The sequence below is a fragment of the Komagataeibacter europaeus LMG 18890 genome, from assembly GCF_000285295.1.
GTDB lineage: Bacteria > Pseudomonadota > Alphaproteobacteria > Acetobacterales > Acetobacteraceae > Komagataeibacter > Komagataeibacter europaeus.
This window is the reverse complement of record NZ_CADP01000007.1, coordinates 1-11,965: the sequence shown is the minus strand read 5'-3', so window position 1 is coordinate 11,965 and position 11,965 is coordinate 1. Positions and strand designations below refer to the sequence as shown.

Annotated in this window: 11 protein-coding genes; 9 read left to right on the top strand and 2 right to left on the bottom strand. The window is 63.7% G+C overall.

All coding sequences use genetic code 11. The features are described 5' to 3' along the window. The first annotated feature begins 482 nt into the window (after positions 1-482). The 6 genes from GEU01_RS04500 to GEU01_RS04475 all read left to right on the top strand — a co-directional run bounded on the left by GEU01_RS04500 (position 483) and on the right by GEU01_RS04475 (position 6,716). Positions 483-1,529, top strand: coding sequence for a rod shape-determining protein (locus GEU01_RS04500; RefSeq protein ID WP_010515049.1), 1,047 nt, complete (start codon positions 483-485; stop codon positions 1,527-1,529). A gap of 144 nt (positions 1,530-1,673) precedes the next feature. Further along, positions 1,674-2,588 carry a rod shape-determining protein MreC gene (gene mreC / locus GEU01_RS04495; protein WP_019085108.1) on the top strand — a complete coding sequence of 305 codons (915 nt, stop codon included), beginning with the start codon at positions 1,674-1,676 and terminating at the stop codon, positions 2,586-2,588. Then, on the top strand, positions 2,585-3,151 hold the full coding sequence (locus GEU01_RS04490) for a hypothetical protein (RefSeq protein WP_019085107.1): 567 nt from the start codon (positions 2,585-2,587) through the stop codon (positions 3,149-3,151). Before mreC ends, GEU01_RS04490 begins: the two co-directional genes overlap by 4 nt. A 36-nt stretch (positions 3,152-3,187) precedes the next feature. Continuing rightward, positions 3,188-5,107: a penicillin-binding protein 2 gene (gene mrdA, locus GEU01_RS04485; RefSeq protein ID WP_019085106.1), complete on the top strand. Its 1,920-nt coding sequence runs from the start codon at positions 3,188-3,190 to the stop codon at positions 5,105-5,107. 62 nt (positions 5,108-5,169) lie between these two features. Next, positions 5,170-6,324, top strand: a complete 1,155-nt coding sequence (gene rodA, locus GEU01_RS04480; protein WP_010507190.1) for a rod shape-determining protein RodA — start codon at positions 5,170-5,172, stop codon at positions 6,322-6,324. After that, positions 6,324-6,716 (top strand): DUF3293 domain-containing protein, encoded by a 393-nt coding sequence (locus GEU01_RS04475; RefSeq protein WP_019085105.1) that lies wholly within the window; start codon positions 6,324-6,326, stop codon positions 6,714-6,716. The genes rodA and GEU01_RS04475 overlap by 1 nt, the downstream gene beginning before the upstream one ends. A gap of 98 nt (positions 6,717-6,814) precedes the next feature. Here the strand turns inward: GEU01_RS04475 and glyS are convergent, their stop codons facing one another. Continuing rightward, entirely contained in the window at positions 6,815-8,875 is a 2,061-nt protein-coding gene (glyS, locus tag GEU01_RS04470; RefSeq protein ID WP_019085104.1) for a glycine--tRNA ligase subunit beta, read from the bottom strand. Between the two features lie 6 nt (positions 8,876-8,881). After that, positions 8,882-9,772 carry a glycine--tRNA ligase subunit alpha gene (locus GEU01_RS04465; RefSeq protein ID WP_010507187.1) on the bottom strand — a complete coding sequence of 297 codons (891 nt, stop codon included), beginning with the start codon at positions 9,770-9,772 and terminating at the stop codon, positions 8,882-8,884. A gap of 210 nt (positions 9,773-9,982) precedes the next feature. Here GEU01_RS04465 and GEU01_RS04460 point away from each other — a divergent pair, with 210 nt between their 5' ends. From GEU01_RS04460 to GEU01_RS04450, 3 genes are all read left to right on the top strand, one after another. Beyond that, positions 9,983-10,750 carry a DUF2076 domain-containing protein gene (locus tag GEU01_RS04460; protein WP_010507185.1) on the top strand — a complete coding sequence of 256 codons (768 nt, stop codon included), beginning with the start codon at positions 9,983-9,985 and terminating at the stop codon, positions 10,748-10,750. Between the two features lie 158 nt (positions 10,751-10,908). After that, positions 10,909-11,580 (top strand): DNA oxidative demethylase AlkB, encoded by a 672-nt coding sequence (gene alkB, locus GEU01_RS04455; protein ID WP_019085103.1) that lies wholly within the window; start codon positions 10,909-10,911, stop codon positions 11,578-11,580. Positions 11,581-11,664: 84 nt separating this feature from the next. Continuing rightward, on the top strand, positions 11,665-11,965 hold a 301-nt coding region (locus GEU01_RS04450), incomplete at its 3' end, for an IS5 family transposase (protein ID WP_039794389.1).

Genomic DNA, 11,965 nt, shown 5'->3' with positions numbered 1-11,965 from the left:
GCCCGCCGCCCGCCAGGCCGCCAATCAGCGCCCCGCCACCAGCACCCAGCAGCCCGCCGCCGATGGCGCGCTGGCCTGGGTCACGGGTGTCCTCGCACGCACCAAGACCAAGGCACAGCCCGGCGGCAAGCAGTGTTGCCGGGCGGACGGTCATGCGGGGAAATATAGTTTTCATGTATGTCTTTTTCCGGTAATGCGGACATGGATGGCACGATGACATCCCAGCCGCCTGTCACTGTAAAATGGTATGGCGTAGATGGTTTGGCCATGACCAAAGCGGGGCATTTTGTAACAATCATCAAAAGTGTGAAGATTTTAACAAATTAAAATTGTCTGGCCCCTTGCCCCTCCCTGTCTGCGCCGGTAATCCCTCAACCTGATCCAGACGGTTTTCGACAGTACGCGGGCATGCCATCAGGGCATGTCCTGCTGGTCGGGATGATAGGACAGTCCTGTCTGGTTGTTGATGTCGGGAGTTCTGGATGTTTGCTCGTGTACTGGGTCTGCTTTCCGCTGACATGGCGATCGACCTCGGCACGGCGAATACGCTGGTTTACGTCAAGGGACGTGGTATCGTCCTGAATGAACCGTCGGTCGTCGCGCTGGCAGAGGTACGGGGCAAGAAGCAGGTTCTTGCGGTCGGTGAGGAAGCCAAGCAGATGGTTGGCCGTACCCCCGGCAACATCACGGCCATCCGGCCCCTGCGTGATGGCGTGATCGCGGATTTTGAAGTCGCGGAAGAAATGATCAAGCATTTCATCCGCAAGGTGCATAACCGCCGCATGTTCGCCAGTCCGCTGATTATCGTATGCGTGCCCTCCGGCTCGACCGCGGTGGAACGCCGCGCCATTCAGGAAAGTGCGGAAAGCGCGGGCGCGCGCAAGGTCTTCCTGATCGAGGAACCCATGGCCGCCGCCATCGGCGCGGGCCTGCCGGTGACCGAGCCTTCGGGCAGCATGATCGTCGATATCGGCGGCGGCACGACGGAAGTGGCCGTGATCTCGCTTGGCGGTATCGTTTACGCCCGGTCCGTGCGGGTGGGTGGCGACAAGATGGATGAGGCGATCATTTCCTACATCCGCCGCAACCATAACCTGCTGATTGGTGAAAGCTCGGCCGAGCAGATCAAGATCCACCTCGGCTCCGCCATGCCGCCGGATGATCCGGATGACCCCGGGCCATGGCGGGAGGTCAAGGGCCGCGATCTGATCAATGGCGTCCCGCGCGAAGTCGTGGTATCGCAGGCGCAGATCGCCGACAGCCTGGCCGAACCGGTCAGCCAGATCCTTGATGCGGTGACGACCGCGCTGGAAAATACGCCCCCCGAACTGGCGGCGGATATCGTGGACAAGGGCATTGTCCTGACGGGTGGCGGGGCGCTGCTCTATCGTCTGGATGAAGTGCTGCGGCGTGAGACCGGCCTGCCGGTTACGGTAGGGGAGGATGCGCTGTCCTGCGTGGCGATGGGCACCGGCCGCGCACTTGAGGAAATGAAGCGCCTGCGCAATGTACTGACAAGTATGTACTGACGAACGGGACAGGTGCGCTGCCTGCTGCGTAGGGAGGGCAGCGTGCGGATGGGGGAGACGCAGGACGATGCAGGTCCGGCGACCAGGCAGTATTGGACGACCCGGCAGGCGTGACGCAACCGTTGCGCGTGGAAGGCTGGGCTGATGCCTGTTTCCATCCAGTTCCGTCAGGCGCTTGGCAAGCTGGTCCTGCCTGCGCTGATCCTGGTGGCCTGCGGTGTGATCCTGCTGGGCAAGGCGGATCGCCCGCTGATTGGAAAGCTGCGCATGCAGACTGCCGACCTGCTGGCCCCCGCCTATGGGCTGGTGGCGTGGCCGCAGGCCAAGCTGCGCTGGCTGTCGGGCAACCTGCAGGACATCCGCAACCTCGAAGCCGAGAATATCCGCCTGCGCGCCGAAAACGTGTCGCTGCGCCACTGGTATGACGTGGCGGCGGCGCTGGCGGATGAAAACGCCGCGCTGAAATCGAACCTGCACTGGATTCCCGATAACGCGCCCGCCTTTGTCACCGGGCGTGTGGTGCGTGACACCAGCGGGCTGTACGCCCGCGCCGTGCTGCTGGCGATCAATCCCGACACGGCGGTCCGCAAGGGGGGCATCGCGCTGGATGGATCGGGGCTGGTGGGCCGGGTGACCGAGGTGGGCAAGCGTTCGGTCCGCGTGCTGCTGATCACCGATTCGTCCAGCCGCCTGCCGGTCACGCTGGAATCCAGCCATGCGGCGGCCATCATGGCGGGGGACAACACCGCCCTGCCGCGCATCATCTTCTATCCGCAGGATAACGTCCCGATCGAGGGGGAACGTGTCGTGACCAATGGGGAAATCGAAAGCCTGCCGGCGGGCCTGCCCGTGGGGCATGTGCATTACCTGCGGCCGGGGCAGCCGGTGGTGGTGCCGGCGGCAGCGCTGGACCATATCGATATCCTGCGCATATTCGATTACGAGGACAGCGTGTCCCCGCCCGATGCCCCGGGGCGCGTGCCACTGCCCAACGTCGGGCGGACCATGTCCCTGCCATCACAGTTCCAGTCCCATCCCGATCAGGGGCTGCATGGATGAAAACCTTCACGCCGCCCCCCATCCGGCCTGGCATTCACCCGCGTTCGGGGCTGGGTTACCGCATTGACCATGGCATGCGCAGCAGCGTGCCGTGCCTGTTCGTGTTTTTCGTGGCGCTGGTGCTTTCCGCACCGCTTAACCTGCCGGGGCAGGTGGAACTGATGCCCGCCGTCATCATGGCCACCATTTTCCTGTGGTCGGTTTTCGTGCCGGTGTTCATGCCCTCGATTGCCGTGTTCATGCTGGGCATATGGGTGGATATCCTCAGTTTCGGGCCGGCGGGGGTCATGCTGCTGCTGATGCTGATCGTGCACGGGGTCGCGCTGTCGGGACGCTATACGCTGGCGCGGGTTAATTTTTTTGTACTCTGGTTTGTGTTTGGCGTGGTGATGGTGGGCGTTACGGCGCTACAATGGGTGCTGTGTTCCGCACTGGCCTTGCATATTGTGGAGTTTCTACCCTTTGTTTTCGAGACAGTCCTGGCCTTCGGCAGTTTTCCTGTCCTGTATACGGGGTTTGTCTGGACCTACCGTTTTGTCGTCAACAACGCGGACCCTTCCTGAAGCGGATGCGATCGTGCGCCCGCGCCGGATAAATGAATGAAGTTTCGTAAGAAGAAATCCGGCAACCGGCTCATGTCCCGTCCCGAGGAAGGCAAGAATCCTTCCCGTGGCGTCTTCACCCGTCGTGCGCTCGTGCTCATGGCGGCGCAGGGCGCCGTGCTGGGGGCATTGGGGGAACGCCTGTACGGGCTTCAGGTTCTCAACGGCAGCCATTATGCGAAGCTTGCGGAAAACAACCGCCTGAGCAAACGCTTCTTCGCGCCGCCCCGTGGGCGGATCACCGACCGTTTCGGCATTTCGGTCGCATCCAACCGTATCAACTGGCGCGCGCTTTTGCTGGCGGAAGAAACCACCGACATTGCCGGGACGCTGGAACGTTTTGGCCAGCTTGTGCCGCTGGAACCGCGTGACCTGACGCGTATCGAACACGAACTGAAGCACAAGCGGCGGTTCATCCCGATCATGCTGCGCGATTTCCTGTCATGGGATGACATGGCGCGGCTGGAACTGAACATGCCCTCGCTGCCGGGCGTGCTGATCGATGTGGGCACGACGCGCGTCTATCCCTTTGGCCCGCTGCTGGCGCATGTGGTGGGCTATGTCGCCCCGCCCGCGGAAAAGGACGTGGTGCATAATGCCGAACTGGCGCTGCCGGGCATGCGTGTCGGCCGGTCGGGAATCGAGCAGACGCAGGACGGCAACCTGCGCGGGCAGGTTGGCTCGGTCGAGATGGAGGTCAACGCCGTTGGCCGCGTCATGGCCGAACTGGACCGTGATGAAGGCCTGGCGGGCGACGAGATCGCGCTGACCATCGACAGTGGCCTGCAGCAGCAGGTGCTTGGCCGTATCGCCGACCAGTCGGCCAGCGCGGTGGTGATGGACTGCCGCAATGGCGAAGTGCTGGCCATGGTCAGCAATCCCTCCTTTGACCCGTCGCTGTTCGATAGTGGCGTAAGTCAGGCGCAGTGGATCGAATGGACCAACAACAGCCAGACCCCGCTGATCAACAAGGCGGTGTCGGGACTGTATCCCCCCGGTTCCACCTTCAAGCCCGCCGTGGCCATGGCGGCGCTGCGCGCGGGCACGCTGTCGCCATCCGACCGGATTTCCTGCCCCGGTTACATTGATGTGGGCGGCACGCGCTTCCACTGCTGGTCGCGCTATGGGCATGGGTCGATCAACCTGCGCCAGGGGCTCAAGTATTCCTGCGACGTCTTCTTTTACGAAGTCGCGCGCCGCACCGGCATGGACGCGATCGCCGCCACGTCCGAACTGTTCGGGCTGGGTGCGAAACTGCCTGAAATCGAACTGCCCCATGTGCGGCAGGGCCTGATCCCCACGCCGACGTGGCGGCGCAAGCATGGGCACCACTGGAATGGCGGCGATACCATTGTCAGTGGCATCGGGCAGGGATTCGTGCAGGTGACGCCGCTGCAACTGGCGACCTATGCCTCGCGCATCGCCACGGGGCGTGATGTGCAGCCGCACCTGATCCGTTCCATAGCAGGCCGCACGGCGGTACTGACCGACCTTGGCCATGCATCGGGCATGGACATGCCGGACCAGTTTTTCCAGGACATCCGCGCGGGCATGTTCGCCGTGGTGAATGAGGAAGGTGGCACGGCCCCCAAGGCCCGGCTGGACATTCCGGGCGTACAGATGGCGGGCAAGACCGGGTCGGCGCAGGTGCGCCGCGTATCGCGCGCGATGCGTGAAAGCGGGCACTTCAATTCCGCCAACCTGCCGTGGGAATATCGGCCGCATGCCCTGTTCATCTGCTATGCCCCGTATGACGCGCCGCGTTACGCCACGGCGGTGGTGATCGAGCATGGCAATGCGGGTGCGGATGTCGCCGCCCCCCTTGCGCGTGATATCATGACCGATACCCTGCGCCGCGATCCGGTCAACCACCGTGAACCGCCGGGGCAGGAAGTGGCACAGGCCGAGGTGGACTGACCCATCCGCAAGTAGCCCCTGTCCGGGGCCACGCCATTGCCGTGCCTGTTGTGGAGAATGGAATGAAATTCCAGAAGCGCCTGCTGCGCGCCGAACCCAATTTCCAGATCCTGACCAAGCTGTGGCAGGTCAACTGGCTGTATGTACTGCTGATCTGCGCGCTGGCGGTGGTGGGGTATGGGGCGCTGTATTCCGCGGGTGGCGGCACGTCGCGGCCATTCGCGGGGCCGCAGTCCATCCGCTTCTGCTTTGGCGTAGTCATGATGCTGGGCATTTCCCTGATGAGCCCGAGCATACTGGTACGCATGGCGTGGCCGCTTTACATCTTCTCGCTCATTCTGCTTGTCGCCGTGCTGCGCATGGGCCATGTGGGCAAGGGAGCGGAGCGATGGCTCATGCTGGGGGGACTTCAGGTGCAGCCGTCGGAACTGGCCAAGATCGCCCTCGTCCTCATGCTGGCGGCATGGTTTCACAAGATCAGCTACCGCCGCATGGGCAATCCGCTGTTTCTGGTGCCGCCCGCCCTGATGGTGCTTGTGCCGGTTGCCCTTGTACTCAAGGAACCCAACCTTGGCACCGCTGTCATCATCGGCACGGTGGGGGCCAGCATGTTCTTTGCCGCGGGCATGCGGCTGTGGCAGATCGCGCTGCTGATCCTGCCCATGCCGTTCCTGGCCAAGATTGCCTATGGTCACCTGCATGATTACCAGAAGGCGCGGGTCACGACCTTCCTGCATCCCGAAAGTGACCCGCTGGGGGCGGGCTACAACATCATCCAGTCCAAGATCGCGCTGGGATCGGGTGGCATGTGGGGGCAGGGTTACCTGCACGGCACGCAGGGACAACTGAACTTCCTGCCTGAAAAGCAGACTGATTTCATCTTCACCATGATTGCCGAGGAATGGGGATATGTCGGCGGCATTACCGTCATTGGCATGCTGCTGCTGCTGGTTTTTGGCGGCATGCTGATTGCCATGCGCAGCCGTAACCAGTTCGGGCGGCTGCTGGGGCTGGGTATTTCGGTCAACTTTTTCCTGTACTGCGCGGTCAACCTGTCGATGGTGATGGGGGCGATCCCGGTGGGGGGCGTGCCGCTGCCGCTGATTTCCTATGGCGGGTCGGCCATGCTGATGGTCATGTTCGGTTTCGGGCTGCTCATGTCCGCATGGGTGCATCGCAATGACACCTTTGGCGAAACGGTGGAGAACAGGGACTGATGGCGGGCATTGTCCCGCCCACGGCGGCCGTTCAGCGTGCCTATCGGCTGAGTACCTATCATGCGCATGGCCTGCCGGTTATCCGTATCGGCCAGCCGCCGCGCTGGCGGGGCAGGGTGCCGGAAGGCGACATTGTGCTGCTGGGTGCGTGCAACCCCGGTGGTCGGCGGCATATGGATGGCTGGAACCGGCGGATGATGTGCGCACTGGCGCGGCATCTGCATGGCGTGCCGCATGTATTGGGTGAGGGACGGCTGGGCCAGTGGGCCGAACCGCTTTATGCGGTGCAGGTACCGCTGGCGCGCGGGTTGCGGCTGGCCCGGCTGTTCCGGCAGAATGCCGTGGTCGTGCTGCATGGCAGGCGACCCGCGCGGCTGGTATATCTGGCGTAAGGAAAGAAGGTTCTGGTCGCGCTTTTTTCAAAAAGCTTCAAAAGAATGCCGCCTTTTTGAAAAAAGGCGGCACCCGGAAACTTTTGTCAGCAGGTTATTCAGCCTTCGATCTGGCTGAAATCAGCAATCAGCACCGTCATGCGGCACAGTTCCGACAGCAGGCGCAGGCGGTTGGCGCGCACGGCGGGATCGGTGTCGTTCACCGTGACCTTGTCAAAGAACTGGTCAAGGGTCGGGCGCAGGGCCGCCACGTCACGCATCGCGTCCGCGTAGCGTTCTTGTGCGATGGCCTGCTCGACAGCCGGGATGGTCGTGTGCAATTGCTCGGCCAGCGCCTTTTCCTCTGGCTGGGTGTACAGCGCCGGATTGGGCGTGCCCTCATGCGGGCCATCCTTGCGGTCCTCGATGCGCAGGATGTTGGCCGCGCGTTTGGTCGCCGCCAGCATGTTGCGCCCGTCCCCGGTCTCCAGCATGTCGGCAATGGCCTTTGCGCGCGCCAGCAGGCGCACGATGTCCGTATCCGTATTGCCAACCGATACGGCGGCCAGGATGTCATGCCGCGCACCTTCGCCGCGTAGCTGCACGCGCAGACGGTCGGCCACGAATTCCGGCAGCACGTCAAGGTCGGGGGCAAGGCGCAGGGATTCAGGCAGGCCCTGCGCCGCTTCCCAGAACACCCTGGCCAGATCCAGCCGCAGCCCGTTTTCACGGATGATGCGGATGACCCCCAGTGCTGCGCGCCGCAGGGCATACGGGTCGCCCGACCCACCCGGCTTTTCGCCCACGGCGAAGAAGGCGACCAGCATGTCGATCTTGTCCGCCAGCGCGACCGTGACCGCAACCGGGGCATGGGGCACGTCGTCCTGCGGGCCACGGGGCATGTAATGCGCGCCAATGGCGTCGGCCACCGCATCCGCTTCCCCGTCATGACGGGCGTAATAGGCCCCCATGATGCCCTGCAGTTCCGGAAATTCTCCCACCATGCCGGTGGTCAGGTCCGCCTTGCACAGCAGGGCCGCGCGTTCGGCCTGTGCCTTGTCCGCCCCCGTCAGCGCGGCCAGAAGCCCGGCAAGGCGGACAATGCGCTGCACGCGTGCGCCCTGGCTGCCAAGGGCGGCATGGAACACGATCTGGTCCAGCGCGGGCACGCGGCTTCCCAGCGTGCGGGCGCGGTCAAGGTCCCAGAAATGGCGGGCATCGGCAAAACGCGCGCGCAGCACGCGTTCGTTGCCCGCAATGGTCAGCGCACCGCCATCACGCGGCAGCAGGTTGGCGACGAAGGCAAAGCGGGGGGCGGCCGAGCCATCGGCGTTGCGCAGCGCGAAGTAACGCTGGTTCACGCGCATGGATACCTGCATCACCTCAGGCGGCAGGGTCATGAATTCGTCGTCGATCTGGCCAAGGAATGGCACCGGCCATTCGGTCAGGCCGGCGACTTCGTCAATCAGGCCGGGATCGGCCACGACGCTCAGTCCTTCCTCGGCGGCAAGGCTGGCCACGCCCTCGGCAATGGTGGTGCGGCGTGCTGCGGCATCGGGTTCGACCTGATGGGTACGCAGGCCGTCCAGCCATTCCTTCGTGCTGCTGACGGCAAAGGCGCCGGGGGCGGTGAAGCGGTGGCCTTCGGTCAGGTTGCCAGACTTCAGGCCGTGGCCGTTATCATCGCCTTCCGCCAGCGTGAAGTCCACGACCGCGCCATCAAGGATGCACACGATCCGGCGCAGCGGGCGCACCCATGTAAAGGCGCTGCCAACACCCCAGCGCATGGATTTGGGCCACGGGAAGCGGCGCAGCAGGCCGGGCAGGACGTTGGCCACCTGCCGGGCTGCCGGGATGGGCGCGATTTCACGGTGCAGCACCCAGAAGCCGTTTTCCGCCACCAGCGCGTCACGTTCCACCCCATGCTTGCGCATGAAGCCGGCCAGCGCCTTGTCCGGGGCGCTTTCACGCGGGCCGCGTTCATTCACCGTGCCACCGGGCACCGTTGCATCGACCGTCAGCGACAGCGCGATGCGGCGGGGACCGGCAAAGGCCGCAGCATCACGCGGGTTGAGGGGGCCAAGCGCCTCGCACACCAGGCGTTCGAGGTCGGCCGCTGCGCGTGTCTGCATGCGGGCGGGGATTTCCTCGGAAAAGAGTTCGATAAGAAGTTCGGGCATGATCTCTTATTCCTCGCCCGCCAGCCACGCTTCGCAGCAGCGTTTGGCCAGCGCGCGTACGCGGCCGATATAGGATGCACGTTCGCTGACGCTGATCACGCCGCGTGCATCGAGCAGGTTGAACAGGTGGCTGGCCTTCAGGCACTGGTCATAGGCGGGCTGGGCGAGGCCGGCTTCGGCCAGGGCGGTGGATTCGCGCTCGGCGTCGATGAAGTGACGGTGCAGCATCTCTACATCCGCCACCTCGAAGTTGTGGCGGGAATAATCCTGCTCCGCGCGCAGGAACACGTCGCCATATTTCAGGCCCTGCCCGTTGAAATCGAGGTCGTAGACATTCTCGATTCCCTGCACGTACATCGCCAGCCGTTCCAGCCCGTAGGTCAGTTCGGTCGAAGGCATGACGGTGGGAATGCCGCCAACCTGCTGGAAATAGGTGAACTGCGTCACCTCCATCCCGTCGCACCAGACTTCCCATCCAAGGCCCCATGCGCCGATGGTGGGGTTTTCCCAGTCATCTTCCACAAAGCGGATGTCATGTTCCAGCGGGTCGATGCCGATGGCGCGGTAGCTGTCCAGCAGCAGTTTCTGGCTGTCTTCCGGCGTGGGCTTGAGCAGTACCTGATACTGGTAATAGTGCTGCAGCCGATTCGGGTTTTCGCCATAGCGGCCATCGGACGGACGGCGGCAGGGCTGGACATAGGCCGCCTTCCACGGTTTCGGGCCCAGCGCGCGCAGCGTGGTGTGCGGCGACAGCGTGCCAGCGCCCACTTCGGTGTCGTAGGGCTGGAGGATGGCGCAGCCCTGATCGGACCAGAACTGGTGCAGTTTCAGGATCAGCCCCTGAAATGACAGCGGGCGGGAAGATGTGGGTGATCGGGGCACGGGGGCCGGGTCCATGAACAAGATGCTCCGCAAAACGGGGACAGGTATGCACCATCTGGCGCAAAATCGCCGAACAGCATACCGTTATGCGGCCCAGACCGGAAGGTAGGGCGTGCCCTGAGCCGGGATCGGCCCTGCATGGCAGGATCCGCCCTTGCTTATTGCGCCCGCACGAACCACATCGGCAGGGGAGCGGTATCCCCAGCCCAAGGCAGGACAGACAGGATGAATGACCAGGAACGCCAACTGATCACACAGTTTTTTGCCCGCGTCGGGGGCAATGCCCCCGGCAGCGTGCCCCAGACGGCAAACGCCCTTCCGCCGATCGACCCGCAGGCCGACCAGTATATCGGGGAGATGTTCCAGAAATATCCTGAAGCGCGCTATCGCATCACCCAGACCGCCGTGGTGCAGGAAGCCGCCCTGGCGGAGGCGCAGAACCAGATCCGCCAGCTTCAGTGGCAGGTGCAGCAGGCGCAGCAGCAGATCCAGCAGCTGCAGCAGCAGGTCCAGTCCCGGCCCGCATCGGGTGGCGGCGGGTTCCTCAGCGGCATGTTCGGTGGTGGCCAGCAGCGTGCGCAGCAGGCAGCACCCCCGCCGGGCTGGGGTGGGGGCGCGCCTTCCGCTCCGCCGCCGCAGCCGGTCTATCCGCCGGGCATGCAGCCGGGCATGTTCCCCTCGCGTGGGTCGGGCTTCCTCGGTTCGGCCCTGACGACGGCGGCGGGTGTCGCCGGTGGCATGATGATGGGCAATGCGCTGACGGGCCTGTTCAGCGGGCACCATGACGCGGGTGGATTTGCCAGCGGTATGCCGCAGCCGGGTGGCGAGACGATCATCAACAACAACTATGGTGACAGCACGGCTGGCACCGGTGGCGCCGATCCGTTCGCCGGTGGTGGCACCAGCGCCGATTCCGGCTTTGACGCCGGTGGCGGCAGTGATGGTGGATTCGATGGCGGCGGTTTCGACGCGGGCGATGACAACAGCTTCTGACCGGTCCCATGGTGCGGCAGGAAGGGGGCATCCATTATGGGTGCCCCTTTTTTTAGGTCGTGTTTCCTGAAGATTCTTGAAAAAGCTTCACCAGACTCTTTCATTTTCATCAGTGATTTGTTCCCGAATCACATCTGGGCAAAGGGGGGAGGGACGGCATGACGCAGCAGGAATTCATGCTCGACCTGCCGCCTTCTCCTGTGCCGAAGCATGAGGCGCTTGATCCGGGGGCCGCTGTGCTGCGTGGTCATGCCGGCATGCAGGCGGCTGACATGCTGGCGGGTATAAGGCGGATTGCGCGGCTTTCCCCCTTTCGGCGCATGACGACAGCGGGCGGTGGCACGATGTCGGTTGCCATGACCTGCTGCGGGGCGGCTGGCTGGTGCAGTGACGCGCGTGGCCACCGTTATGAACCCCACGATCCCCTGACCGGCCAGCCCTGGCCCGCTTTGCCGCCTGCATGGCGGGCATGGGCCACCGACGCCGCGCGGCTGGCGGGGCATGACGGTTTCGTACCTGATACGTGCCTGATCAATGGATATCGCCCGGGTGCGCGCATGGGGCTGCATCAGGATGATGATGAACGGACGGATGCGCCGGTTGTGTCCGTCTCCTTCGGCCTGCCCGCCATGTTCCAGTGGGGCGGGTTGCAGCGGACGGACCCTGTCAGGCGCATTCCCCTGCTGCATGGGGATGTCGTGGTATGGGGTGGCCCGTCACGGCTGGTGTTCCATGGTATCACCGCGTTGCGGGCGGGCCAGCATCCGGTGACGGGGCCGTGCCGTTACAACCTGACCTTCCGGCGAGTCTGGCAAGGCAGCAGCGTTTAAAAAGCTTCAGAAAGAATGCCGCCTTTTTGGGGTCTGTTGGGAATTGTGCTTTTTCAAAGTCACCAAATGTGATTCAAAATCCGTATGGATCGCTTCGTACTGACAGACGCCCAATGGGCGAAAATGGAACCGCTGTGCCTTGGCAAGAAAACGGATCGGGGGCGCAGCGGGCAGGACAACCGTCTTTTTATCGAGGCGGTCTTATGGATTGCCCGGACCGGCAGCCCATGGCGGGACCTTCCGACGTATTTCGGGCATTGGAACTCGGTCTATTCCCGTTACAGCGACTGGATGAAAGCCGGTGTTTTCAAACGGCTTTTTGAAGCGGTCTCTGACGAGGCCGACATGGAATATGCGATGATCGACGGCACGGTGGTCCGGGTTC

Excerpts from the sequence above, each read along its gene's own strand:
- GEU01_RS04500 (WP_010515049.1), top strand. The coding sequence starts at position 483 with ATGTTTGCTCGTGTACTGGGTCTGCTTTCCGCTGACATGGCGATCGAC.
- mrdA (WP_019085106.1), top strand. The coding sequence starts at position 3,188 with ATGAAGTTTCGTAAGAAGAAATCCGGCAACCGGCTCATGTCCCGTCCC.
- GEU01_RS04460 (WP_010507185.1), top strand. The coding sequence starts at position 9,983 with ATGAATGACCAGGAACGCCAACTGATCACACAGTTTTTTGCCCGCGTC.
- mreC (WP_019085108.1), top strand. The coding sequence starts at position 1,674 with ATGCCTGTTTCCATCCAGTTCCGTCAGGCGCTTGGCAAGCTGGTCCTG.
- rodA (WP_010507190.1), top strand. The coding sequence starts at position 5,170 with ATGAAATTCCAGAAGCGCCTGCTGCGCGCCGAACCCAATTTCCAGATC.
- GEU01_RS04475 (WP_019085105.1), top strand. The coding sequence starts at position 6,324 with ATGGCGGGCATTGTCCCGCCCACGGCGGCCGTTCAGCGTGCCTATCGG.
- alkB (WP_019085103.1), top strand. The coding sequence starts at position 10,909 with ATGACGCAGCAGGAATTCATGCTCGACCTGCCGCCTTCTCCTGTGCCG.
- GEU01_RS04490 (WP_019085107.1), top strand. The coding sequence starts at position 2,585 with ATGAAAACCTTCACGCCGCCCCCCATCCGGCCTGGCATTCACCCGCGT.
- GEU01_RS04465 (WP_010507187.1), bottom strand. The coding sequence starts at position 9,772 with ATGGACCCGGCCCCCGTGCCCCGATCACCCACATCTTCCCGCCCGCTG.
- glyS (WP_019085104.1), bottom strand. The coding sequence starts at position 8,875 with ATGCCCGAACTTCTTATCGAACTCTTTTCCGAGGAAATCCCCGCCCGC.